Annotated in this window: 20 protein-coding genes; 10 read left to right on the top strand and 10 right to left on the bottom strand. The window is 64.1% G+C overall.

Features of this window, described 5'->3' with window-relative positions; all coding sequences use genetic code 11:
- The first annotated feature begins 24 nt into the window (after positions 1 to 24).
- Positions 25 to 1,011: a TonB-dependent receptor plug domain-containing protein gene (locus CD932_RS27655; RefSeq protein ID WP_094446086.1), complete on the top strand. Its 987-nt coding sequence runs from the start codon at positions 25 to 27 to the stop codon at positions 1,009 to 1,011.
- Positions 1,012 to 1,024: 13 nt separating this feature from the next.
- On the opposite strand, the gene CD932_RS27650 is transcribed toward CD932_RS27655, so the two are convergent.
- Complete coding sequence (locus tag CD932_RS27650; RefSeq protein ID WP_094440899.1) at positions 1,025 to 2,359, bottom strand: IS4 family transposase; 1,335 nt, start codon at positions 2,357 to 2,359, stop codon at positions 1,025 to 1,027.
- A gap of 174 nt (positions 2,360 to 2,533) precedes the next feature.
- Between CD932_RS27650 and CD932_RS27645 the strand changes: the two genes are divergently transcribed.
- Positions 2,534 to 3,928: a TonB-dependent siderophore receptor gene (locus CD932_RS27645; protein ID WP_094446156.1), complete on the top strand. Its 1,395-nt coding sequence runs from the start codon at positions 2,534 to 2,536 to the stop codon at positions 3,926 to 3,928.
- A 60-nt stretch (positions 3,929 to 3,988) separates the two neighbouring features.
- Here CD932_RS27645 and CD932_RS27640 read toward each other — a convergent pair whose 3' ends face one another.
- The 4 genes from CD932_RS27640 to hemC are packed head-to-tail and all read right to left on the bottom strand — an operon-like array spanning position 3,989 to position 8,114.
- Positions 3,989 to 5,185 (bottom strand): heme biosynthesis protein HemY, encoded by a 1,197-nt coding sequence (locus tag CD932_RS27640; protein ID WP_094446085.1) that lies wholly within the window; start codon positions 5,183 to 5,185, stop codon positions 3,989 to 3,991.
- Between the two features lie 4 nt (positions 5,186 to 5,189).
- Positions 5,190 to 6,350, bottom strand: a complete 1,161-nt coding sequence (locus tag CD932_RS27635; protein WP_094446084.1) for a uroporphyrinogen-III C-methyltransferase — start codon at positions 6,348 to 6,350, stop codon at positions 5,190 to 5,192.
- Positions 6,347 to 7,135, bottom strand: a complete 789-nt coding sequence (locus CD932_RS27630) for a uroporphyrinogen-III synthase (protein WP_094446083.1) — start codon at positions 7,133 to 7,135, stop codon at positions 6,347 to 6,349. The genes CD932_RS27635 and CD932_RS27630 overlap by 4 nt, the downstream gene beginning before the upstream one ends.
- Positions 7,128 to 8,114 (bottom strand): hydroxymethylbilane synthase, encoded by a 987-nt coding sequence (gene hemC / locus CD932_RS27625; RefSeq protein ID WP_094446082.1) that lies wholly within the window; start codon positions 8,112 to 8,114, stop codon positions 7,128 to 7,130. Before hemC ends, CD932_RS27630 begins: the two co-directional genes overlap by 8 nt.
- A gap of 240 nt (positions 8,115 to 8,354) precedes the next feature.
- On the opposite strand from hemC, the gene ppc reads away from it, so the two are divergent.
- On the top strand, positions 8,355 to 11,198 hold the full coding sequence (gene ppc / locus CD932_RS27620; RefSeq protein WP_094446081.1) for a phosphoenolpyruvate carboxylase: 2,844 nt from the start codon (positions 8,355 to 8,357) through the stop codon (positions 11,196 to 11,198).
- Positions 11,199 to 11,206: 8 nt separating this feature from the next.
- On the opposite strand, the gene CD932_RS27615 is transcribed toward ppc, so the two are convergent.
- A complete protein-coding gene (locus tag CD932_RS27615) occupies positions 11,207 to 12,841 on the bottom strand; it encodes a hypothetical protein (protein WP_141213394.1) in 1,635 nt (544 codons plus the stop codon).
- Between the two features lie 268 nt (positions 12,842 to 13,109).
- Between CD932_RS27615 and CD932_RS27610 the strand changes: the two genes are divergently transcribed.
- On the top strand, positions 13,110 to 13,532 hold the full coding sequence (locus CD932_RS27610; RefSeq protein ID WP_094446080.1) for a chorismate mutase: 423 nt from the start codon (positions 13,110 to 13,112) through the stop codon (positions 13,530 to 13,532).
- 65 nt (positions 13,533 to 13,597) lie between these two features.
- Here the strand turns inward: CD932_RS27610 and rpoD are convergent, their stop codons facing one another.
- Complete coding sequence (rpoD, locus tag CD932_RS27605; RefSeq protein WP_094446079.1) at positions 13,598 to 16,129, bottom strand: RNA polymerase sigma factor RpoD; 2,532 nt, start codon at positions 16,127 to 16,129, stop codon at positions 13,598 to 13,600.
- A gap of 574 nt (positions 16,130 to 16,703) precedes the next feature.
- On the opposite strand from rpoD, the gene CD932_RS27600 reads away from it, so the two are divergent.
- From CD932_RS27600 to CD932_RS27585, 4 genes are read left to right on the top strand one after another with little or no spacing between them, the layout of a single operon-like run.
- Positions 16,704 to 17,213 (top strand): ProQ/FINO family protein, encoded by a 510-nt coding sequence (locus CD932_RS27600; RefSeq protein ID WP_094446155.1) that lies wholly within the window; start codon positions 16,704 to 16,706, stop codon positions 17,211 to 17,213.
- Positions 17,214 to 17,222: 9 nt separating this feature from the next.
- Positions 17,223 to 17,918 (top strand): 3'-5' exonuclease, encoded by a 696-nt coding sequence (locus CD932_RS27595; RefSeq protein ID WP_094446078.1) that lies wholly within the window; start codon positions 17,223 to 17,225, stop codon positions 17,916 to 17,918.
- Between the two features lie 58 nt (positions 17,919 to 17,976).
- A complete protein-coding gene (locus tag CD932_RS27590) occupies positions 17,977 to 18,660 on the top strand; it encodes a c-type cytochrome (protein ID WP_141213408.1) in 684 nt (227 codons plus the stop codon).
- The gene (locus CD932_RS27585) at positions 18,657 to 19,931 is read left to right on the top strand and encodes a cytochrome c (RefSeq protein WP_254926791.1); all 1,275 of its coding nucleotides are present in this window, start codon (positions 18,657 to 18,659) and stop codon (positions 19,929 to 19,931) included. The genes CD932_RS27590 and CD932_RS27585 overlap by 4 nt, the downstream gene beginning before the upstream one ends.
- Here the strand turns inward: CD932_RS27585 and CD932_RS27580 are convergent, their stop codons facing one another.
- The gene (locus tag CD932_RS27580; RefSeq protein WP_094446076.1) at positions 19,932 to 20,567 is read right to left on the bottom strand and encodes an SAM-dependent methyltransferase; all 636 of its coding nucleotides are present in this window, start codon (positions 20,565 to 20,567) and stop codon (positions 19,932 to 19,934) included.
- 167 nt (positions 20,568 to 20,734) lie between these two features.
- Here CD932_RS27580 and CD932_RS27575 point away from each other — a divergent pair, with 167 nt between their 5' ends.
- A complete protein-coding gene (locus tag CD932_RS27575; protein WP_094446075.1) occupies positions 20,735 to 21,520 on the top strand; it encodes a head GIN domain-containing protein in 786 nt (261 codons plus the stop codon).
- A 15-nt stretch (positions 21,521 to 21,535) separates the two neighbouring features.
- Here the strand turns inward: CD932_RS27575 and CD932_RS27570 are convergent, their stop codons facing one another.
- Entirely contained in the window at positions 21,536 to 22,078 is a 543-nt protein-coding gene (locus tag CD932_RS27570; RefSeq protein WP_094446074.1) for a YaeQ family protein, read from the bottom strand.
- 26 nt (positions 22,079 to 22,104) lie between these two features.
- Entirely contained in the window at positions 22,105 to 22,974 is an 870-nt protein-coding gene (purU, locus tag CD932_RS27565; RefSeq protein ID WP_094446073.1) for a formyltetrahydrofolate deformylase, read from the bottom strand.
- A 344-nt stretch (positions 22,975 to 23,318) separates the two neighbouring features.
- On the opposite strand from purU, the gene CD932_RS27560 reads away from it, so the two are divergent.
- Positions 23,319 to 23,822 (top strand): phasin family protein, encoded by a 504-nt coding sequence (locus CD932_RS27560; protein ID WP_094446072.1) that lies wholly within the window; start codon positions 23,319 to 23,321, stop codon positions 23,820 to 23,822.
- The last annotated feature ends 50 nt before the right edge of the window (positions 23,823 to 23,872 follow it).

The following is a 23,872-nucleotide window of genomic DNA, read 5'->3' as shown; positions in this document are numbered from 1 at the left end:
GTCTATCTTTTACCTGGGCCCATCATGCTTGATCACCGCTATACTCTTTTACCTCTCGCCATCGCCATGGCCGCGCCGGTCGCCGCCACCGCCGCCTCCGCAAAGCATTACCAGATCCCCGCCGGCCCGCTGGTCTCGGCCCTGAACCTGTTCGCTGCGTCGGCCGGCGTGGCCTTGACCTACGATCCGGCGCTGGCCAGCGGGCGCACCTCGCCCGGCCTGCAGGGCACGCATACACCGAACGCCGGTTTTGCCGCGCTGCTGGCCGGCAGTGGCCTGGAAGCGGTCGACCAGGGCAATGGCGGCTATACGCTGCGCCGCGTCGCCGGCGGCGAACAGACGCTGGCGCCCGTCAGCGTGACGGCCAGCGCGCAAGCAGCCGATGTCACCGAGCACAGCGGCAGCTACACCACGCCCGTGATGGGCACGGCCACCCGCATGGGATTGTCGATGCGCGAAACGCCGCAATCGGTCAGCATCGTCACGCGCCAGCAGATGGACGACCAGGCCTTGAACAGCGTGCCCGACATCCTGGAGAAAGTCGTTGGCGTCACCGTCGGGCGCAACGACAGCGAACGCGCCACGTTTTATGCGCGCGGCTATACCATCGAAAACTTCCAGTTCGACGGCATGCCCAATACCCTCGACAGCTCGAACCAGTACACCACGGCCATTGGCGACAGCGCCGTCTATGATCGCGTCGAAGTGGTGAAAGGCGCGACGGGCCTGTTGACGGGCGCCGGCAATCCGTCGGCCACCATCAACCTGGTGCGCAAGCGCCCGACCAGCGAATTTGCCGGCTCGCTCAACGGCAGCGTCGGCTCGTGGAACAAACTGCGCGGCGTGGCCGATGTCGCCGGCCCCCTGAACGCCAGCGGTAGCCTGCGTGGCCGCGTGGTGGCGGCGGTGCAGAACGCCGACTCGTATATCGACTATTACAAACGTGATACGCGCAGCCTGTACGCCATCGTCGAAGCCGACCTGGCGCCGCGCACCACCCTGAGCCCATAGGTTTATACACAAATCACCCAGCTTCGTCGCGTAGCGCTTTGATGGTGAGTGCAGCCACGCGCACATCCTGAATGCCCTGCCAGATTGTCTTGACGCCCGGATCGCCGTCGCCTTTTCGTCCAAGGAAGCCGCCGATGCGCGCGATCAAGCGCACCACATCGTTAAGTGTCGGAGGCTGATCCGGCCGTCGCTCCTTCGTGAGCAGGTAAGCGCCACGGATTTCATCTGGGTCGAAGAACAGGCTGGCGTCGAGATCCGGGCAGATGCGCCCGATGCGCATCAGATAGGAGACGCGCCACGCCACGATCATGAACAGCGCCAGCGCGCGTTCAAGATTGTCGATGTGGGAGAGCTGCATCGCCTCGACCTTGCAGGCGTTCTTCAACACATGGAAGAACATCTCAATTTCCCAACGCGCGCGGTACCAGTCGATCAACTCGATCACCTCATCGACGGTGGTGGCGGTTCGATTGGTGAGCAAGCGCCATTCGATCGGCTCGATGCCGGCGGGCGCATCGATTTCGCGCGCGATGACGCAGGTCGCAGCGATCTTGACGCCGCGCCGCGCCGGCAGTTCCACACGCCTGGCCCAGAGTTGCTGGCGCACCTTGCGGCCCTTCTGTTTGTCGCGCGCGCCGATGACGAAACTGATTTCCCCCACCGGCGCACCATCGAGCGTGTGCGCCCACAATCGCTCGCCCTCTGGCAGTGCCCGGTCGGTCTTCGCGCGCACCAGCCAGTCGGCCGGCGTGCCGCAGTCCTGTGCGTAGGTCATCAGCTCGATCATATCGGCCTCGCGGTCGGCCACGTACACCAGTCGCGTCGCCGGCATCTCGGCGGCCATCTCGGCGATCCGCCCGTAGCCTTCGATCCAGCGGCCACTTTCCTTGATTCCCGGTCGAACGCCGGCAGCGTTGATCTTCTCGCGCGCCCACATCCAGGCGTCGAGCACGCCTAGCGGCAACCGTTCCGGCGTGACGGCGTACGTTGGATGGACATACATGCCGCGCTGGACTTCATAGCTGAGCGGCCCGAGACCTTCGATCTGCTGCCCGTTGAAATTGAGTTCGGTCGTGTCCTGCAAGCACAGAATGACGGGGTGTTCGCCCATGCGCTGCTGCGTCTTGGCCCAGTGCGGTGCCATGATGTCGCGCCACTCGACGGCGTCGTTCTCGAGAAATCGGTATGTGGCGATCGTCTCGGCCCAGCCATTGCACGACTTAGGAATGCTGGACGAGGGCTTGTCGGCAAATCGCGCCACGATCTTCCTGGCGCGACTGTCAAGGCGGGAGTCCCCAAGGTCAAGTTCAGCAAATTCCAGGCCCGTCCAGTGCGTCGATTTAGTCATTATTTCGCGAGCCAAAAGACGAGAGTAAACCTGAAAAATCAATAGTTTACAACTGCTCCCGCAAGTGCTTGAATGTAAACGGATTTTTCCGCCCCACTGTTATCGCCAAGCAAACTTGGCGGGCTGACGCGGAGATGTGTATAAACCTATGCCCTGAGCCTGGGCGTGGACCATATGCAAAGCCGCGCCGACGGCGCCACCTTCGGCCACCTGCCGCTGTTCTACAGCGACGGCGCGCAAACGCATTTTCGCCGCTCGCTGAACCCGGCCGCGCGCTGGTCCTACTGGAACAACAACAGCACCAATACCTTTGCCACCATCAAGCATGCCTTCGACAACGGCTGGCAGTTTGATGCCGCCGCCAGCCATTTGAAACAGTCGAAAGACGTGCTGTACGGCTCGGCCTACAACGGCTACATGAACCAGCAGACCGGCGCCGGCATCCGCCTGCTCGGTGGCCCGCTGCCGACGCAAGCGCGCACCGACAGCGCCAATGTTGCCGCCACCGGCCCCTTCACCCTGTTTGGCCGCCAGCACGAACTGATGCTGGGCGCCGGCTATTCGCGCCAGGACAAGGACGCCCAGCTCCATACCAGCAGCCTGGTGGCGGTGCCCGACTATCGGCTGTGGGACGGCGTGCTGACATTGCCGACGCAAACCAGGCGCGCCGACCGCGACACCACCATCACGGAAAAAGGCGTGTCCGCCGCCGTGCGCCTGCGCCCGATCGATGATTGGTCGCTGATCCTCGGCGCGCGCGCCAGCTGGTACAAGCTGTATGACTACCAGGTGACGGTGGCGGGCGTGCGGACCGTATCGGACAACCTGAACGAGAGCGCGAAAGTGGTGCCATATGCGGGCGTGGTGTTTGACTTGAACAACACCTGGTCGCTCTACGCCAGCTATACCGACATTTTCAAGCCGCAAACCTATTACAGGGACGCCAGCGACAGCTCGCTGGACCCGTTGACGGGCAAGAGCATGGAAGCGGGGGTAAAAGGAGAATGGCTCGATGGCAAAATCAACGCCAGCCTGGCCATATTCAAGATCGAACAGGACAACGCGCCGCAATACCAGGGCATCAACAGCATCACGGGCGGCGAAATCTACCGGCCGATCGCCGGCGTCACCAGCAAGGGCGTGGAACTGGAGACCTCGGGCCAGCTCACGCCGGCGTGGAACGTGGCCGGCGGCTATACTTTCCGCACCTCGCATATTCCGCCGCAGCCCAACCTGATCCTGAGCGCAGTAAACACCAACCAACCGAAGCACTTGTTCAAGCTCGGCACCGCCTACACCCTGCCGGCCGGCTGGACGGTTGGCGCTTCATTGACGTTGCAAAGCGAAACCTGGTACCAGCTGTCGACGGCTGCCCGCTGGCGCGCCACGCAGCCGAGCTACGCGGTGGTGGGCCTGATGGCGCGCTACCAGGTGGGCCCGCGCCTGTCGCTGGCGCTGAACGTCAACAACGTGCTCGATAAAACCTATATGCCGGGCATGGGCTCGTATGGCACCGGCGTGTATGGCGACCCGCGCAATGCGCTGCTGACGGCCAATTTCAAGTTTTAATTTCAAGTTTTAAGGCACGCAAGACCCACAAAAAACCCGTCTCGCGACGGGTTTTTTGCTTTACAGGATGGTCGCCAGCGCGCACTGCCGGTAATGCGCCGCAGCCTGCTCCGTCTGCTGCAAGGCGTCGTGCATCTGCGCCAGTTTCAGATGGGCGTCGCGCACCATGCGCGGGTCGGTCGCGTCGGACAGGGCCTGCTCCAGGTGGCGCTGGGCCTTGCCCCACAATTTCTGTTTCAGGCACAGGGAGCCTAAAGTGAGCGCCAGTTCGGCGTCCAGCGGACGCTGTTTCAGCCACTGTTCGCAATGCTCGATCTGCAGCAGCAGGGCCGGCGTGCCGTAGGGCGCGGCCGCTTCGCGGTAGGCGCGCACCACGCGGTCGTCCCAGTCCGCTGCCAGGGACTCTTCGCACACCAGGCGCGCTTCGTCGTGCAGGCCGCGCGTATTGAGGGCGGTGGCGGCGCGGCAGGCGATATACGGTTTCACACGGTCGCTGGTGGGCACCGTCGACCAGACGTGCATCAACGACTCGGCGTCGTGCGTGCGGTCAGACAACAAGTGTTCATAAGCCAGTTCGCGCAGGCGCGACGACAGCGCCGGATGCAGCGCGCGGTGCTTGTCGAGCGAGCGCACCAGGCGCAGCACTTCCGGCCAGTTTTTCGCCTGCTGCTCGGCTTTCAGCGACCATTGCAGCGCATGGATATGGCGCGTGCCGCTGGCGTTGAGTTCACGCACGGCGGCCAGCGCCGCTTCGGGCTGGTGGTCGTCGACCAGCAGTTCCGTGACCGTCATCAGGCGCGCGGTCTTGAGGGCCGTATCGCCTTCGATGCGGGCCAGCCAGCTGTCGCGGCGTTCGGACTGGCGCATGCGATGCGCGGCGCGTGCGCCGATCAGGGCGGCCAGGCCGGCGTTTTCTTCCAGTTCGGCGGCGCGCAGGGCGGCTTTTTCGGCATGGCCGAAGCGGCCTTCGAACAGCGCCTTCAAGGCTTCCCGCAAGCCCTTGTTGCCGTCGCGCTCACGCTTGCGGCGGCGGTAAGCGGCCACTTCGGCCGGCATGCGCACGGTGGCGCGCAGGGCGCGCAACAGGAAGTACAGTACCGCGAACAGGGTCACCTGCAGCAGCACGAAAAAATTCAGCGACAGGTCGATGCGGTACGGCGGATAGAACAGCACCACGTTGCCGGGATTGAAACGGGCCGTTACGGCGATACCGATCGCCGCAGCCATCAGGGCGAGTAACCAGAGAAATAGACGCATGGGCTCAGGACTTCGCTTTGTAGTTGCGCACAGCGGTCAGGCTGTCGGACAAGGTCGGCATGTCGATGGCGAGGTTGCTCGCTTGTACCTGGCGCAGCAGGCCTTGCGCCGTTTGCGTGGCGCGCGCACGCGTATCAAAATACTTGGCCAGGCCATCCTGGGCAGCGATCAGGTCGTTGCGGAAGGCTGTCTCGTTGCGCGACAGCAGCGCCATGCGCGCGTTAAGCAGGCGCAGCTTGATATTCTCGCGCAGGAAATAGGACTGCGTCGGCGACAGCATCAGCGCTTCGGGCGTGTCGACACGGCGGATGCGGATCAGCTGGCGCACGTCGTTCCACATGTCGCCGCTCCAGGTATCGAAGCCATTGCGCACTTGCAGCAGCAGCGGTTCGGGCGCCGGTGGCCCGACCAGCTTGCCGGCCGCATTTCGCACCGGCACCGGCTTGCGCGCCCTCTCAGGCGCGGCCGGCAGCGCCGGCTTTTCGTCGGACAGCATCGGCAAGGCGTCGATCTGGGCGATCACGGCGTCCAGGCGCAGCGCCACGCCGGTCGAATCGACGCTCGGCAGGGCCTTGAGCTTTTCCATGTCGCGGCCGATCGCGCGGCGGATGGTGATGAATTGCGGCTTGTCCGAGCGCGACAGGCTGCGGTCGGCGTTTTGCAGCGCGATCAGCGCGCCGGGCACATTGCCGGCCAGTTGCAGCTGCTGGCTGGCGGTCGACAGCACTTGCTCGATTTCCGTCAGGGCCCACTCGTCGCGGTTCTTCGACAGGTCGTTGTAGAGCTGCTCGAGCGCCAGTTGCTGGCTTTGCGTTTCGCTCTGGCGGTTTTCCAGCGCGCCGACCTTGATCTGCAGTTCTTTGTTGCTTTCTTGCACATTGCGCGCCACCACGCCCGTTTCGGCGTTGCTGATATCGCCCTTTTGCAAACGCTTGGCCACTTCCTCGCGCAGGTTGCGGATCTGCTTGCTGCTCGACCAGCTTTGCGCCGCCAGCAGCACCGCCAGCACGATGACGGCGATGCTCATCGGCTTTTGCAGCTGATCGAGCAGGGTCGGCGCGCGGCCATGCGGGGACGCGCCCGGTTGATCGGCCGCCGGCGGCGTCGTCAAGACGGCGCTGCCAGGCGTTGGAGTCGGTTCTGAGTGTGTAGGCATTTCGTTCATGGTCGTGATTGTAACGCGGCGAGCACGCCTGCGTCGCCAGATCCTGTCAAGGTCACATGGGCAAAGCCCAGCTGTGCCGCAGACTGTGCAATACGGGCATGCGGCACGATCAGATGCTGCTGTTTCATTTTTACAACAAACTGCCTCTCCGCGTCCATTTCGGCGAGCAAGGACAGCAGGCCGCGCAGCGCTTCCGAGCTGGTGATGACCCAGTCATTATTATGCTGCAACAACTGTTCCAGAGTCGCCCGCAAGGCCGGCGTCAAGCTTGGCACGGCACGCCGGTAGGCGGTAACGAAGTCGACACTGGCGCCGGCCGCGCGCAAGCCGTCGGCCAGGAAATCGCGGCCGCCGTCGCCGCGCACGATCAGCACGCGCTTGCCGCGCAGGGCCGGCAAGTCCAGCGCCAGCAACAAGTGTTCGGAATCGCTGCGCGCATGCTCACCGGGGCTGGTGATGCTGGCGTTGGACTGGTTGACACCGTGCGCGGCCAGCGCCAGGCGGCTGCCCTCGCCCACCACCGCCAGCGCCACGCCGCCCGGCCAGGCAGGCAGGTGCGCAAATACGCAGTCGATGGCGTTGGGCGACACAAAGGCCACCAGGTCATAGTCCGCCAGGCGCGCCAGCACGCCCTGCAAGTGCGCGCATTCGTCCGGCTGATGCAGCGGATGAATTTCCAGCAGCGGCAGCAATGCAACCCTGCGCCCCAGTGCGGCGATGCGCGCGGCCAGCGGCCCGGCTTGTTGCGCCGGCCGCGTGATCACCACCGTCGCCACATCAGGCATGCGGCGCCAGCCCTTCGTGCTGGTCCGGCGTGACCGCGCACGAGGCCAGGATGGCGGCGGCGTCCTGCGTGCGCAGCAGTTCGGCCACGGCCTCGCCGAGCTGCTCGGGCGCGTCAGGCGCGCCACTGACGTCGGCGCTGGCCATGCGCTTGCCGTCCGGCGTGGCGACCATGGCGCGCAGGCGCATCTGGTCGCCATCGACGGTGGCAAAGGCGGCCAGCGGAATCTGGCAGCTGCCGCCGAATATTTTCGACACCTTGCGTTCGGCCGTCACGGCTTGCGCGGTGGCCGTGTGGTTCAGCGGCGCCAGCAAGGCGGCCAGGTCGACGCCGTCGGCGCGTTCGCGCCTGATTTCAATCGCCATCGCGCCCTGGCCGGCCGCCGGCAGGCTGTATTCGGGGTCGAGCACGGCGCGGATGCGCTCTTCCAGGCCCAGGCGTTTCAGGCCGGCGGCGGCCAGGATAATGGCGGCGTAGTCGCCACGGTCGAGTTTGCCCAGGCGCGTATCGAGATTGCCGCGCAGCGGCAAAATGGTCAGGTGCGGGTAGCGCGCGGCGATCAGCGACTGGCGGCGCAGGCTGCTGGTGCCGACCACGGCGCCATGCGGCAGCGCGTCGAGGCTGGCGTAGTCGTTCGACACGAACGCGTCGCGCGGATCTTCGCGTTCCAGGATGGCGGCCAGGGCAAAGCCCGCCGGCAGCTCCATCGGCACGTCTTTCAATGAATGCACGGCCAGGTCGGCGCGGCCTTCGTCCATCGCCACTTCCAGTTCCTTGACGAACAGGCCCTTGCCGCCCACCTTGGACAGCGCGCGGTCAAGGATCTGGTCGCCGCGCGTGGTCATGCCGAGGATTTCAACGCTACACTGCGGATACAGCGCGGCCAGGCGCGCGCGCACATGCTCGGCCTGCCACATGGCCAGCCGGCTTTCGCGCGAGGCGATGATCAGCTTGGCCGGGACATTCAATTCGGGGGGCATTTCGGATGAGTTCAAAACAAGTTCTTTCGCTGTCGTTGTTGTTTCGCCGCTGGCTATGCCACTGTTTTGCGGGCAGAGCGCGCGGCGTCGCTATAATTATTGTTCCTTTGCCTACTCGGCAAAACCGGTCACACGCCATGTTCAAGATCATAAATTTTATCATGCGCCCCCTCCACGCTACGGCTGAACGCCCGGCGCCTTTACCGATTCTTTTCTTTTACACCTACTTTGGTATCAATCATGCTCAATGAAGCCAGTGCACCAGAAACAGACGCCGCCTCCAGCTCCGACAAGGACGCGCCACTGAAAGAAGATATCCGCTTGCTGGGCCGCCTGCTGGGCGACGTGCTGCGCGAGCACGAAGGCGAGGCCGTCTTCCAGGTGGTCGAAACCATCCGCCAGACCTCCGTGCGCTTTCGCCGCGAAGCAGACGCCGGCGCCGCTTTGGCACTGGACGCCATGCTCAAGCAACTGACGCGCGAGCAGACCAATTCCGTGGTGCGCGCCTTTTCCTACTTTTCGCACCTGGCCAATATCGCCGAAGACCAGCACCATATCCGCCGCCGCCGCGCCCATCTGCTGGCCGGCTCCAGCGCGCAAAAAGGCAGCGTGGGCTTTGCGCTGAAAAAACTGCGCGCCGCCGGCGTGACGCGCGCCACCGTCGACACCTTTTTCCGCGACGCGCTGATCGCCCCCGTGCTGACAGCCCACCCGACCGAAGTGCAGCGCAAGAGCATCCTCGACGCCGAGCACGATATCGCGCGCCTGCTGGCCGAACGCGACACGCCGCAAACGCCGAAGGAACGCCAGGCCAACCTGCAGTTGCTGCGCTCGCGCGTGGCAACCCTGTGGCAAACGCGCATGCTGCGCTACTCGAAGCTGACGGTGGCCGACGAGATCGAAAACGCCCTGTCCTACTACCGCATCACCTTCCTGCGCGAGCTGCCGGCCCTGTACGACGATATCGAGGACGATATCGCCGCCGAATATCCGAACCCTGACGGCACCGTCACGCCGATCGACGCGGCCCATGTGCAGATGGGCAGCTGGATCGGCGGCGACCGCGACGGCAACCCGAACGTCAACGCCGGCACCATGCAGCATGCGCTGGCGCGCCACGCCACCACTATCCTCGACTTTTATCTCGACGAAGTGCACGCGCTGGGCGCCGAATTGTCGGTCTCGACCCTGCTCGTCGGCGTGAGCGGCGAACTCGAAGCGTTGGCCGGGCAGTCGCCGGACGCCTCGCCGCACCGCAGCGACGAACCGTACCGGCGCGCCCTGATCGGCATCTATGCGCGCCTGGCGGCCACCGCGCGCGCCCTGGGCGCGACCAATATCCTGCGCAAGGAAGTCGGTCCGGCCGCGTCCTATCCTGACGCGGCCGCGTTTGCGGCCGATTTGAAAGTGATCAACGCCTCGCTGACGGCCCATCACGGCGCCGCGCTGGCGCGCCCGCGCCTGGCCACCTTGCGCCGCGCGGCCGATATCTTCGGCTTTCACCTGGCCTCGCTCGACATGCGGCAAACCTCGGACGTGCACGAAAAAGTGCTGGCCGACCTGTTTGCAAGAAGCGGCGTGGAAAGCGATTACTGCGCGCTGGACGAGGACGCGCGGGAAACGCTGCTGCTGAGTGAACTGTCGCAGCCGCGCCTGCTGTATTCGCCCTTCATCACTTATAACGAGGTGACCGATGCCGAACTGGCGATTTTGCGCGCGGCACGCGATATCCGCGCGCGCTACGGCGCGCGGGCGATCCGCAACTACATCATCTCGCACACGGAAACCGTGTCCGACCTGCTGGAAGTGATGCTGCTGCAGAAGGAAACCGGGCTGCTGCGCATTGATGGCGGCGACGGCGGCGACGGCGCCAGCGCCGAACTGATGGTCATCCCGCTGTTCGAAACCATCCCCGACCTGCAGCGCGCGGCCGGCATCATGGGCCGCGCGATGGCCCTGCCGCTGGTCAAACAGCTGATCGCCAGGCAGGGGCAACTGCAGGAAGTCATGCTCGGCTATTCCGACTCGAACAAGGATGGCGGCTTTCTCACCTCGAACTGGGAGCTGTACAAGGCCGAACTGGCGCTGGTGGCCGACTTTCAGCGGGCGGGGGTCAAGCTGCGCCTGTTCCATGGCCGCGGCGGCACGGTGGGCCGTGGCGGCGGCCCCAGCTACGAAGCCATCCTGGCGCAGCCACCGGGCACCGTCAACGGCCAGATCCGCCTGACGGAGCAAGGCGAGATCATCGCCTCGAAGTTTTCCAACGCCGAAATCGGCCGGCGCAACCTGGAATTGCTGGTCGCCGCCACGCTGGAAGCGAGCCTGGCGCCGCAGACGGAAAATCCGCAGCAAGCCAGGCAACTGGCGCGCTTTGAAACGGTGATGGCCGAACTGTCGCACCTGGCCTACAAGGCGTATCGCCAACTGGTCTATGAAACGCCGGGCTTTACGGAGTATTTCTTTGCGGCCACGCCGATTGCGGAAATTGCCGAACTGAACCTCGGTTCGCGCCCCGCCTCGCGCAAGGCCAACCAGCGCATCGAAGACTTGCGCGCGATACCGTGGGGCTTTTCCTGGGGCCAGTGCCGCCTGCTGCTGCCGGGCTGGTTCGGTTTCGGCAGCGCGATTGGCGCCTGGATCAACGACGGCAACGGCGCAAAGGACGAGAAAATCGACACCTTGCGCAGCATGCACGCCGAATGGCCGTTTTTTGCCACCCTGCTGTCGAACATGGATATGGTGCTGGCCAAGACGGACCTGGCGATCGCCTCGCGCTACGCGGAACTGGTGGCCGATCCTGACTTGCGCGAACGTATCTACAAACGCATCACGGAAGAGCATGGCAATACCTTGCAATGCCTGGAACTGATCACCGGCAACACGGAGCGCCTGGCCGGCAATCCGCTGCTGGCGCGCTCGATCCAGAACCGTTTTGCTTACCTCGATCCGCTGAACCACTTGCAGGTGGAACTGATCAAACGCCACCGCGCATTGTCGACCGAGAAGCAGCTCGACGAGCGCGTGCACCGCGGCATCCAGCTGTCGATCAACGGGGTGGCGGCAGGCTTGCGCAATACCGGCTGACAGGGCGCTCAGCGCCGGCGCTGCATCCAGCGCCGGCGCGCCAGCCAACCGGCGCCCAGCAGCAGCGCCAGCAGCGTGACGCCGGCCAGCGCCACCGGCCACGGCATCACGCTGCGCGGTAGCGGCTCGCGGGCCAGGCCGTCGCGCAAGGCCGCCGGGAATGGCTTCGGTTCGACCGGCACGATCTTCCAGTCGGCATGGTCGGCCGGCGTGCGCGCCATGTATTCGTCATAGGAAAACACGGGTGCCGAGCCGAAGGCGCGGCTCGACGGGAACTGCGGAATGCGCACCAGGATCAACGCGTCCACGTCGCTGCGCAGTTGCTGCTCGAATGGCGTCAGGACGCGCCCCGGCGCGCCGCTCACCAGCCGCAGCAGGTCCTGGCCGGCCGCATCGAACGCCACCGCCGGATACAGCCGCGTCTGTTCCTCGCTCAGGTAGTCATACGCCTTGCGGCCTTCCTTCAAGCTCCATTTGCTGATCGCCTTGTACGGATAGCCGGCCAGGGCCATCAGGGCATGGGTGGGACCGCGCGCCGGAATGTTCCAGCCCAGCGCATCAAACACATCCATGCTCAGGCCGGCGCAGTTGTTCAGCGCGCCGTCGTAGGCGATATCGTGCCGGTAATACTGGTTGTACAGGCGCTGCACGCCGCCCTGGTAGGCCACGGCGGTGCGTGGATTATTCAGCACCGCGACCAGCATGTACGACGGCCGGTAATACGATTGCCCGCTGTTCAGGTCGGCCAGGTAGTTATCCATCGGCACCGAGGCGGCCAAAATACCCTTTTCGCCATAGGCGTCGAGGCCATAGAAATTATTCACGATCCAGTCGGCAAATTCGCCGCGCGCTCCCATGGTGCCGGTGGCGATCGCAAAATGCCCGCCGTAGGCTTCATCGTCATCGCCCTGCGCGCCGTTGAGCATGACGCCCAGCACGGGCCGGCCCCGGCTTTGGCTGGCCGCGCCCGGCTGGCGCTCCCAGATCAGGCGGTTCGAATAGGCGCTCCTGGCGCCGCCATCGTGCGCCCGCACATAGTCGACCAGGCCGTCCTTGCTTTTCAATGGCTCGAGCGCCAGCGGCTGGGCGGCGATCACGAAGTCGTTGGGCCAGATGGTGCGCGCGGTGTAACGCTGCGCGCCGTCCACCTGCTCCAGGCGGCCGCGCACGCGCACGGATCTGGCGTCGAAAAAAGCATGTGAACTGGCGTCGAAATACGCCAGGTTGGTGGCGATCTTCGGCACCAGCCGCGCTGGCAGCACGGCGCCGCCAGGCAGGCGCAGGCTGGCGCCGCCCGCTGAAAACATGGCATCTGGCAGCAACTGCGGCGCACCCAGCCAGACCAGGCCCGGATAGGCCAGTTGCCGCGCCTCGGCACTGGCGGCCCAGGCCCGCACATCGTCCTTGCCGCGCGCCACGCTCGAATGGCCGGACACGGGCAGCCCCGCCCTGGGCACGGCGATGACTTCATCGCGAAAGTAAAACAGCGCCTGCGGGATCGTCGGGCAATCGCGGCACTGGCCATCGGCAAGCCGAAAATCCTGGCCGCGATGCAGGCCCAGCTGGCTATCGAGCGCATCGTGTACGCCCGGCGGCAGGGCCGCCTGGCCGTGGCCGGCCAGGCAGGTAAGTAGTGTCAGCATCGTGATCGCGCGAGGGTGCGCCTTCCATATCGTCATGACCAGTGTGCTCCAGAGGATAGCAGCGATTGATGAGTACGATCGATTGTAAGCCAAAGCGGCCATAGCACTATTGCGCCACGGCAATCATCAGCAGGGCCAGGTCACGACCGTCGAATTGGCTGGCCGCCGGGCGTGGCCAGCGCTGAAGCGGACCGGGCCGGCCAGCAAAAGCCGGTAGAATCGCGCCCATCGATGACGGCAACCGCCCTCATCCCAACCGGAGCGACGCATGCGATTATTCCTGACGACTGTTTTACTGCTCGCGGCCAGTGCCGCGCACGCCCAGCAAGGCGCAGCGGCGGCGCCCGCCCCTTGGGGCAGCCCGACCGTCGATAACGGCGCCTGTTGCCAGAGCCTCGACGAGGTGCGCGGCCATATCGACCGCATCGACCACGATATCGTGCGCCTGATGGCCGAGCGCGGCCGCTATGTGCACGAGGCGGCGCGCTTCAAGGCCGACCCCACCCACGTGGAAGTGCCGGCGCGCGCCGAGGCCGTGGTGCGCAAGGCGATGTCGCTGGCGCAAGAGAACGGGCTGTCGCCAGACATTGCCGAAGCGACCTACCGCCCCATGCTGCGCGCCTACCTCGACTATGAACAGCAGGTGTTCGCGAAGGCCAGCGCCGCCGGCCAGACGCCGTGGAAAAAATAGGCTGTTGCTTTTGTATCAATAAAAAAAGGAGGCCTGATGGCCTCCCTTCTTTACCGGACTGACTCTCAGTTCTGCGTCAGGAACGTTTTCAGCTTGTCCGAACGCGAAGGCTGGCGCAGCTTGCTCATGGCTTTCGCTTCGATCTGGCGGATACGCTCGCGCGTGACGTCGAACTGCTTGCCCACTTCTTCCAGCGTGTGGTCGTTCGACATTTCCACGCCATAGCGCATGCGCAGCACTTTCGCTTCGCGCGGGGTCAGGGAATCGAGCACTTCCTTGATCACGTTGCGCATCGAGGCATGCAGCGCGGCGTCCAGCGGCGCCAGCGTGGTGTTGTCTTCGATAAAGTCGCCCAGTTGCGAATCGCCATCTTCGCCCATCGGCGTTTCCATGGAGATCGGCTCCTTGGCGATCTTCATGATCTCGCGCACCTTGTTTTCCGGCATTTCCATCTTGACGGCCAGCGTCGCCAGGTCCGGTTCGCTACCGGTTTCCTGCATGATCTGGCGCGAGATGCGGTTCATCTTGTTGATCGTTTCGATCATGTGCACCGGCACGCGGATGGTGCGGGCCATGTCGGCGATCGAACGCGTGATGGCCTGGCGTATCCACCAGGTGGCATAGGTCGAGAACTTGTAGCCGCGGCGGTATTCGAACTTGTCGACCGCTTTCAGCAGGCCGATATTGCCTTCCTGGATCAGGTCGAGGAATTGCAGGCCGCGGTTGATGTATTTTTTGGCGATCGAAATGACCAGGCGCAAGTTGGCGACCGTCATTTCACGTTTCGCGTGACGCGCGCGCTTTTCGCCGGCGGCCATCTGCTTGTTGATCTTGCGCAGGTCGGCCAGCGGCAAGGCCACGCGGGCCTGCAGGTCGATCATTTTCTTTTGCAGCTCTTTCACGGCCGGCACGTTACGGCTGAGGATGGCGCTGTACGGATACTTGCAATCGACTTCGCGGTCGACCCATTCCAGGTCCGTCTCGTTGCCCGGGAACACCTTGATGAAGTGGGCGCGCGGCATGCCGCATTTGTTCACGCACAGTTCCAGCACGGCGCGCTCGATATGGCGCACTTCCTCCATCTGGCCGCGCAGGGTGTCACACAGCTTTTCGACCACCTTGGCGGTAAAGCGGATGCCCAGCAATTCCTGCGAGATCGCTTCCTGCGCCTTGACATAGACTTTCGAGTTGTAGCCTTCGGGCGCCTTGCGCATCTTCTCGTACTGGGTCGAGATGACGTTGAATTTTTCCAAGGCATTCTTTTTCAGCTGCGCCAGCTGTTCGCTCGAGAAACCGGCTGCGCCGCCATTGGCGTCGCCGTCTTCTTCTTCCGCCTCTTCTTCCTCTTCCTCGTCGTCGCCCGTGGCGGCAGCCGGCACCACCACGGCGGCCGGCGCAGGGGCATTGCTTTCGTTCAGGTCGACAAAGCCGTCGACCACTTCATCGACCTTGATTTCGTCGCGCGCGATCTTTTGCGACAGGGCGACGATTTCGCCAATCGTGGTCGGGCAGGCGGAAATGGCCTGGATCATGTCTTTCAGGCCGCCTTCGATCCGCTTGGCGATCTCGATCTCGCCTTCGCGCGTCAGCAGCGCCACGGCGCCCATTTCACGCATGTACATGCGCACCGGGTCGGTGGTGCGACCGAAGTCGGAGTCGACCGTCGACAGCGCGGTGGCGGCCGCAGCTTCGACTTCATCGTCGCTGGTGACGGTGGCGACGTTGTCAGTCAACAACAAACTTTCCGCGTCAGGGGCGCGCTCGTAGACGGCGATACCCATGTCGTTGAAGGTGGCGATAATGCCTTCGATCGCTTCCGGATCGATGATATTTTCCGGCAGTTGATCGTTGATCTCGGCATAGGTCAGGAAACCGCGCTCCTTGCCCATGTTGATGAGGCCGGTGATCTGTTTGCGGCGGCGCTCCAGATCCGCTGCCGACGCTTCCGGATCGCCCAGCGCATCGGCCACGCCACCCTTGGCCTTGCGGTCGCGCGCTTTCGAGACGGCCTTCAGTTCGGCGCGTTCGACGGCGTTCAGCGCCGCCACTTCATCGTTTTCCGGCGTGAATTCGCTCGGTTTGCGGCCACGGCGGCCCGGCACCTTGACGGTCGGCAGGAAGTAGTTCGAGGTATCGATGGCGGCCAGGGCGTCGGCGTCGGTGGTCTTGCTGACCGCCTGGGTGCCGCTGATGATGGTCACCGGCGCCACTTCGACCTTGGCGCGCACGACTTTCGAACGGGCAGCCGTCACCACCTTGTTGGTGGCGGCGCTTTCGCTGACCTTGCGCGGCGCGGCGGCCACTTTCACGACCGGCGCGAGCTTGACGCCCGGCGCTGGCTCGGCGGCGCTTTCCGCTACGGCAGGCTCGGCGGCGGCGGGCGCTTCCACGGCAATGTCAAGCGGCGGCACGGCGGCCAGGCGCGAACGGCTCTTCTTGACCACCGTGACGACGGTCGGCGTGACCACGGTCGCTTCCGGATTCGCTTGCGCATTATCGATGAAGTAAGATAGAGTCGTTTTTGGAACGGCTAATTGCGCGGAGGCCGGGCGTGGCGCCTTGGCGGACAACGTTAAAGTTTTTGGCGTATTCTTCATGAGATATCTCTTAATGCGAGACCAGATGGTGTCGGCGCGAAGTGAATGATTCCACCTAAGCCTGCGAAACCGGACTCGATGGAGCGTATTGTTGCGGCTGCCCTCTAACGGCAGCGGCGCCTGTCGATCAGAACGTTCAAGGCCCGCGCATGCTGCGCGAGCGGCGGACCGGACGGCGAGGCCGAAGCCGGGTCAGATAAACAGGCGATGTACATTGCGGAATGAAAAAAAGCCCGTACCAGAACGGGCTTGTTGTTGTTCAGTGAAGACACAGCGAAGAGCAAGCTCATGCATGATTGCCGATAATCCCGAGTTGACAAGCACACCATCTGCCATCCATCGTCCGAATATCAAGGCTGCCACGCTGCTTTTACCCCTCTGCACACCTGATTTGCCCCGTAAAAACACGGTGCAGCCATCAGCGCAAGCCGACATTATACACATTTAACGGTTTTTGCGCCTGCCTTCATTACGACGATGCATGTCAAATGCCTGTCAAGTTGCCAAAAAAGACAATGCGCTCGCCTGTGGCGCGTGCTATGCTCCCCTTTTATAGCCTAACCCCACGATGTCGATGACCAGCTCCACGCCAGACCTGCAAGCCACCACTCCTGACACGCAAGCGCAAGACGCGGCAGCATCCGCGCCCGCACCGGCGGCCGCGGCAGCCGCACCAGCGCCGGCCGGCCTGACAGCGCGCGCGCTGCTCAAGCAGTTCCAGGAGCAATTTCCACCGTTCCGCGATTGCTTGCCCCTGTCCATCGGCATCGACAAGCAGATCCTGGCCCGCCTGCCGGACCTGGACCGCAAGCTGATGCGCACGGCGCTGGGCATCCACACCGGTTCGCTGCGCTATCTGCGCGTCATGGAAAAAGCCAAGCTGCGTTACGACCTCGACGGCAAAGCCGGCGCGGAAGTCACGGCCACCCACCGCGAACACGCCACGCAAGTATTGCAGCAGCGCTTCAAGAAAGAAGCCGACCGCAAGAAGGCCGAGCGCGAAGCGGCGGCAGCCGAGGAAGCGAACCGCCTGCGTCTTGAAAAGCTCAATTTGCTGACCGCGAAATTCTCGCGCAAAGGCTGATCCGGCTTCATGGATAATGCTGCTGCGCCACTCCAGCCGCTTGCACCCGCGTTGCCGCCCTACCAGGGGATCCGCCTGGAGGACGTGCGGCTGGTACGCACCGCTGACGAAGCGAAGTCGGCCATGGCTGCCCTGCTGGCGGCGGACGCGATCGGCTTCGATACCGAATCGAAGCCAACCTTCGTCAAGGGCGAGTCGTCGACCGGCCCGCACCTGATCCAGCTGGCCACCGACGACACCGCCTACCTGTTCCAGGTGGGCTCAAAGCCGACGCCGGCGCTGGCCGAACTGAAAGCCATCCTCGAGGCCAGCAGTCCCCTGAAAGTGGGATTCGGCCTGTCCGATGACGTCAAGCGTCTGCGCAACAAGCTCGGCATTGCGCCGGCTGGCGTGCTCGACCTGTCAGTGGCCCTGCGCGGCGGCCAGCGCAACGACCTGGGCGCCAAGACGGCGGTGGCCAAGTTCTTCGGCCTGCATCTGCAGAAGTCCAAAAAAATCTCCACCACCAACTGGGCCTCGGTGCGCCTGTCCGACAAGCAAATCTTGTATGCGGCCGACGACGCGCAGGTGGCCCTGCGCGTGTACCGCCGCTGGATCGCCACCGGCGGCAAGGTGGCGCCGCAGCCACGCGACGTCATTGCGCCGATACCTGGCACTTCACACCTCATTGGTACTGTCGCAACAGACGAGAACAGTATATGCTAGGCAACTAAACAAGCATAGACGGGTGGACGGCATGCGGCGACCTATTTCCAGGCTGATAATGGCGCTGGCCGGCATGGCCGGCAGCACGGCGGTGGCCGCCACTGTGCCCGATACGCTGCAACAGCGCATCAAGGCCTGCACCGCCTGCCATGCGCAGGACGAACGCCACGACGCCTTCTTTCCCCGCATCGCCGGCAAACCTGCCGGCTACCTGTACAACCAGCTGCTCAATTTCCGCGACGGCCGGCGCCGCTATCCCTTGATGACCTACATGGTCGAGCACCTGCCCGACGCCTACCTCAAAGAAATCGCCGATTATTTTTCGCAGCAACACCCTGCTGCGCCACCGGCCCAGCCCAGTACGGCGGGCACGGCCGCCCTGGCGCGTGGCAAGCAGCTGGTGCTTGCGGGCGACAGCGTGAAAAAAATCCCGGCCTGCGTCGCCTGCCACGGCCAGCAGCTGGCCGGCGTGGCGCCCGCCATTCCCGGTTTGCTGGGCTTGCCGCGCGACTATATCAACGCCCAGTTCGGCGCCTGGAAAAACGGCGTGCGCCGCGCCCATGCGCCCGACTGCATGGCGCAGATTGCCGAACGCTTGTCGGACGCCGATGTCGGCGCCGTGTCGGCCTGGCTGGGCACGCAGGCGGCCGACGCCGGTGCGCGTCCCGCAGAGACCATCACCTTGCCCCTGCCGCTGCACTGCGGCAGCGTGCCGGGCTCCACAGACAAGGTCGCGCCGTGAAAAAATCGTTGATCGCCGTCGGTGTGCTGCTGCTGGTGTGCGTGGCCTCAAAAATGCTGCTGTGGCCGGCAGACGATATGGGTCCGCCGGCCGCCGCCAACAATTTGAACCGGGAGCAGCTGGTGGCGCGCGGCGCCTATCTGGCCAAAGCCGGCGACTGCATGGCCTGCCATACCACCCGCGGCGGCGTGCCCTATGCGGGCGGACGCGCGCTCGCTACGCCGTTCGGCAATGTGATGTCGCCCAATCTCACGCCGGACAAGGAAACCGGCATCGGCGCCTGGAGCGCCGACGATTTCTGGCGCGCCATGCATAACGGCAAGTCGAAAGACGGCCGCCTGCTGTATCCGGCTTTTCCCTATACCAATTACACCAAGGTAAAACGCGAGGACAGCGACGCGCTGTACGCCTATTTTCAAACCGTGCCGGCGCGGCGCCAGGCCAATCTGCCGCACACCCTGCGCTTTCCCTACAACCAGCAGATTGCCCTGGCCGCCTGGCGCGCGCTGTATTTCCGGCCGGCCGTCTACCAGCAAGACCCGGCGCAAAGCGTGGAGTGGAACCGCGGCGCCTATCTGGTGCAGGGCCTGGGCCACTGCAATGCCTGCCATAGCAGCCGCACGACCCTGGGCGGCAGCGAAGAGGGCCTGTCGGGCGGCCTGATTCCCATGCTGGGCTGGTATGCGCCCGCGCTGACCTCGAACGCGGAAGCGGGCCTGGGCGACTGGGATACCGAGCATATCGTGCAACTGCTGCACACGGGCGTATCGCCGCGCGCCACCGTGTTCGGGCCGATGGCCGAGGTGGTGCGGCAAAGCCTGCAACACCTGGAAGTGGCGGACGTGCGGGCGATGGCGGTCTATCTGAAAAGCCTGCCCGACACCCAGCCACCAGCAAAACCGGCGCCGCGCGACAGCTCCGAGGCGGCCACCGCGCAACTGGCGCAGGGCGCCAAACTGTATGAGACGCATTGCGCCAGCTGCCACCAGGCGGACGGCAAGGGCGTGCCGCCCGGCTACCCGCCGCTGGCCGGCAACCGCGCTTTATTGACCGATTCACCCGTGAACGCCATCCGCATCGTGCTCAACGGCGGCTTTGCGCCCGGCACGGCCGGCAATCCCCGCCCCTGGGGCATGCCGCCGTACGGTCCGCTGTTGAACGATGGGGAAGTGGCGGCCGTGGTCAGCCATTTGCGCGCCAGCTGGGGCAATGATGCGCCGGCGGTGACGGCACTGGAGGTCAACAAGTATCGCAGCGTGCCGCTGGAATGATCAGCGAAACTTGCTTTTGTGCCCGGTCTTGAGGTCGAGCGCATAGCGCACGCCGTTGTCGGTCAGCATGACTTCATCGGGCGGCTCTTCGCCGGCCAGCGCGCCGTCCATCAAAGGCAAGCCTTCGCCCTTGCGCAGCAGCTCGTCGCAGCGCTCATACACGTTGGCGCAACCGGTCGAGGCCATCAGCGATTGCACGATGGCCACTTTCCACGCATCGACGCCGCCGGCGTTAAATTCGCAGATCAGGTAGCCTTGCGCGCCGCCGAACAGCTGTACCACCAGGCCGGGCAAGCCCTCGTCTTCCCCCTTGATCAGGGTCAGCAGCTGGTTGTCGCCGGCCTTCCTGATGGCCGGCAAGCGCTTTTCGATGGCGGCCTTGACGCGGCGCTTGATCAGCGCGTGATCGACCGGCTCGTCTTCCCTGAAGCTCCAGATGCGCGCGCGGATCTGCGACTTGGAGTTGTAGGCGGCGCGGGCGATGAATTGCCGGGACGAGCTTTGCACGATGGCGGTCGAGCCCGGCTTCATTTTTTCCTGCGGCTTGCCTTCGACCTTGTCGATCGCCGAGGCGTAGATCCACGATTGGCCCAGCAAGCTTTTTTCCTTGCCTTGTTTGATGGTAATAATCAACATGTCATTCCAGTGCTCGTTCTATATGCAATACCGGCATGATACCTCATGCCCCGTGGTCGCCACCGCCTGCATTCTGTGCCCGCCACGGCGCAGTCTGTCGCACGACGCTGGGCCGCATGCCACCCAGCGGTTACCATGCAGTCAACCCCATTGAACAAGGAACCGCCATGACATCGCCCCACTATCGAGCGCGCCGCGCCACCACCGCCCTGCTGCTGGCCGCCAGCGTCTTCGCCCTGGCCGCGCCTGCCGCGCCCACCCTGGCCTCGCCGATAGACTGGATTGCCGGCAACAGCGTCAAGGGCAGCGGCAAGCTGCAAAAGCAACAGCGCGAGGTGGGCCGTTTCAACGGCGTGGCCCTGAATGTGCCAGGCACCGTGGAACTGCGCATCGGCAACACGGAAAGCCTCACCATCGAAACCGATGACAATCTCCTGCCGCTGATCGACACGGTGGTCGAAAACGGCACCCTGCGCATCCGCCCGGCCAGGCGCAACACCAATTTGCGCCAGACGACCCTGCACATCGTGGTGTATGCAAGCAATATCGAAAGGGTCAGCGTGGGCGGCTCGGGCGCCGTCAACGCCAGCGGCCTGCGCGGTGAAAAACTGCGTTTTGACGTGGGCGGCTCGGGCTCGATCGATGCGGGCCAGCTCGACGTGCGCCTCGTCTCGGTCGCCATCGGCGGCAGCGGCAATTTCAAGGCCAGCGGCAAGACGGAACAGCTGACGGCCTCGATCGGCGGCTCGGGCCATATCGACGCCGGCCGCCTGGCCGCCAGGCAGGTGCAGGTCAGCATCGGCGGCTCGGGCGAAGCCGAAGTATGGGCGAAAGACAAGCTGGCCATCAGCATCGGCGGCTCGGGCGAGGTCAGCTACTATGGTGACCCGCAGGTCAGCCGCAGCATGCAACGCTCGAGCAGCATCAGGCGCCTGGGCGCCGCACCCAACTGAGGCAGGGCAAACCGGTCAGCGCGCCGGCTTGACCGGCTCGCGGTCGATCAGCACCGTATTGACGCTGTCGGTCAGCCAGATCTGGCCATCCTGGATCGTGCATTGCAGCTGCATGTTGCGCTGGGCCAGCTTGCTCATGTCCTGCGCCGCGTCCGACGGCAGGTTGATGACGGTCAGGTTTTTCGCCCGTTCCAGCTTGTTGGCGATCTGCTTCCACCAGATATGGCTGGTCGCGCCATAGCTGTAGACAATCACCTGCTCCGAACGCCCGCAAGCTTTCAGGATGCGCTTTTCGTCGGGCTGGCCCACTTCGATCCACAGTTCGATGGCGCCCGTCAAATCCTTGCGCCACAGGTCAGGCTCTTCGGTATCGAACAGGCCCTTGGTAAAGGTTAGCGCCTCGTCGGCGTGGATGGCGAACGCCAGCAGGCGCACCATCATGCGCTCGTCGGTTTCCGACGGGTGGCGGGCCAGGGTCAGCGCATGCCCCTGGTAGTAATTGCGGTCCATGTCGGCGATCTGCAGATCGGCTTTGAATATTGTTGCTTTGAGTGCCATTGTGTCTGGGTCAGGGAAGTTGGAGGTCAGCGGAAGACGACTGTCTTGTTGCCATTTTTCAAGATGCGGTGTTCCACGAACCATTTCACGGCGCGCGCCAGCACCACGCATTCGACGTCGCGGCCGATCGCCGTGAGCGTATCGGCGTCCATCGCATGGTCGACCCGCTCGACGTCCTGCTCGATGATCGGGCCTTCGTCGAGGTCGCCGGTGACGAAATGGGCCGTCGCGCCGATCAGCTTGACGCCGCGGTGATGCGCCTGGGCATATGGCCTGGCGCCCTTGAAGCTGGGCAGGAAGGAATGGTGGATATTGATGGCGCGCCCGTCGAGCGCCTGGCACAGGCCCGGCGAGAGGATTTGCATGTAGCGCGCCAGCACCACCAGGTCGATCCGGTGAGCGTCGAGCAGCTCGATGATTTTCGCTTCCTGCGCCAGCTTGGCCGCCTCCGGCGCACCGGCGGCCAGCGGCAGGTGGTGGAATGGAATATTGTAGCTGGCCGCCAGCTGGTAGAACTCCATGTGGTTCGACACGATGGCGGGAATTTCCACGTTCAGCAGGCCGCTCTTGTAGCGGAACAGCAAGTCGTTCAGGCAATGGCCGATCTTCGACACCATCAGCATCACGCGCGGCTTGGCGTGCGCGTCATGTAATTGTCCGTTCAGCTGCATGGCCTGCGACAGGGCTGCAAAATCGGCGCGCAGCGCGCCGTCGCCGATGGCGGCGTCTTCCAGCGCGAAATGCACGCGCATGAAAAACAGTTGCGATTCCTGGTCGCCGAACTGGGCCGAATCGATGATGTTGCAGCCATGCTCGGCAAGGAAGCCGGACACGCGGTGCACGATGCCGCGCTGGTCCAGGCAGGACAGGGTCAGTATATATTCGGGATGCGTCATGGTCGCGAAAGGCAGGTCAATAAGTAGTCGATGAACCTTCGCGACAATTCGCGAAAGCCGTGGCGAACGGCGCTGGGCCGCACTGCCGCGAGGCCGGTATTGTCGCACGGCTGGGCCACTTTCTCAGCATTTTCCAGGCCACCCTGGTCTGGGTCACGATCCACGCATCGCTTGATCTGCCACAACTCCGACGTTTTTTTCAGACATGCGCCCGCCCGCAGCGCCGAAAACATGGCACCGGCATGGAACCTGCCGCCATTCGCGGCGTCTATCTCTTTGCTTGATCTGAACGCGCATCCGGATCCGCCGGATGTTTCCCGAACCAGTCCTTATTGAGGTAGAACATGTTCACAAACAGTATCAGCCCCGCCCTGCAAGCCCACCTGGACGTACAGCTTAACTTTGTCACCGAACTGTCGCGCAAAATGTTCGACACGGCCATGCGCGTGAACCAATTGAACATGCGCATGGCGCAAGACATGCTCGAGGAAATGGCCAGCGCCAACCACCGCATCCTGACGGCGCGCGGCGGCAGCGAAGCGCTGTCGGCGGCGGCCAGCCATGTACCGCCGGGCACCGACAAGCTGCGCCAGTATCAGCAGCAACTGACCCACCTGATGGCCGACGCCAATGTCGAAATGAACCGCACGGCCGAAGCCCATTTGCCCGAAGCAAGCCGCACCGCCGTTGCCTTTGCCGACGAACTGGTGCGCAAGACGGCCGAAGAAACCGAAAAAGCCACGCAGCGCCAGCGTGACATGATAGCCAGGATGCATGTGGACGCCCACAGCGATGGCGCCAGTCGCAAGCCCGAAGCCGGCAGGCAGGACCAGGCACAGGCCCACTGAACCGCCCTCCCCGCATCCGCCCCCTACCACAGGCACCGACAGCAAGGAGA

It is taken from the genome of Janthinobacterium sp. PC23-8 (genome assembly GCF_002250505.1).
Classification (GTDB): domain Bacteria; phylum Pseudomonadota; class Gammaproteobacteria; order Burkholderiales; family Burkholderiaceae_D; genus Janthinobacterium.
This window is presented reverse-complemented; position numbering and strand designations above follow the sequence as displayed.

Coding starts and splice junctions, on each gene's coding strand:
- CD932_RS27570 (WP_094446074.1), bottom strand. CDS start 22,078: ATGGCACTCAAAGCAACAATATTCAAAGCCGATCTGCAGATCGCCGAC.
- hemC (WP_094446082.1), bottom strand. CDS start 8,114: ATGCCCCCCGAATTGAATGTCCCGGCCAAGCTGATCATCGCCTCGCGC.
- CD932_RS27645 (WP_094446156.1), top strand. CDS start 2,534: ATGCAAAGCCGCGCCGACGGCGCCACCTTCGGCCACCTGCCGCTGTTC.
- CD932_RS27590 (WP_141213408.1), top strand. CDS start 17,977: ATGGCGCTGGCCGGCATGGCCGGCAGCACGGCGGTGGCCGCCACTGTG.
- CD932_RS27575 (WP_094446075.1), top strand. CDS start 20,735: ATGACATCGCCCCACTATCGAGCGCGCCGCGCCACCACCGCCCTGCTG.
- CD932_RS27600 (WP_094446155.1), top strand. CDS start 16,704: ATGACCAGCTCCACGCCAGACCTGCAAGCCACCACTCCTGACACGCAA.
- rpoD (WP_094446079.1), bottom strand. CDS start 16,129: ATGAAGAATACGCCAAAAACTTTAACGTTGTCCGCCAAGGCGCCACGC.
- CD932_RS27630 (WP_094446083.1), bottom strand. CDS start 7,135: ATGCCTGATGTGGCGACGGTGGTGATCACGCGGCCGGCGCAACAAGCC.
- CD932_RS27615 (WP_141213394.1), bottom strand. CDS start 12,841: ATGCTGACACTACTTACCTGCCTGGCCGGCCACGGCCAGGCGGCCCTG.
- CD932_RS27595 (WP_094446078.1), top strand. CDS start 17,223: ATGGATAATGCTGCTGCGCCACTCCAGCCGCTTGCACCCGCGTTGCCG.
- CD932_RS27610 (WP_094446080.1), top strand. CDS start 13,110: ATGCGATTATTCCTGACGACTGTTTTACTGCTCGCGGCCAGTGCCGCG.
- CD932_RS27560 (WP_094446072.1), top strand. CDS start 23,319: ATGTTCACAAACAGTATCAGCCCCGCCCTGCAAGCCCACCTGGACGTA.
- CD932_RS27580 (WP_094446076.1), bottom strand. CDS start 20,567: ATGTTGATTATTACCATCAAACAAGGCAAGGAAAAAAGCTTGCTGGGC.
- purU (WP_094446073.1), bottom strand. CDS start 22,974: ATGACGCATCCCGAATATATACTGACCCTGTCCTGCCTGGACCAGCGC.
- CD932_RS27640 (WP_094446085.1), bottom strand. CDS start 5,185: ATGCGTCTATTTCTCTGGTTACTCGCCCTGATGGCTGCGGCGATCGGT.
- CD932_RS27635 (WP_094446084.1), bottom strand. CDS start 6,350: ATGAACGAAATGCCTACACACTCAGAACCGACTCCAACGCCTGGCAGC.
- ppc (WP_094446081.1), top strand. CDS start 8,355: ATGCTCAATGAAGCCAGTGCACCAGAAACAGACGCCGCCTCCAGCTCC.
- CD932_RS27655 (WP_094446086.1), top strand. CDS start 25: ATGCTTGATCACCGCTATACTCTTTTACCTCTCGCCATCGCCATGGCC.
- CD932_RS27650 (WP_094440899.1), bottom strand. CDS start 2,359: ATGACTAAATCGACGCACTGGACGGGCCTGGAATTTGCTGAACTTGAC.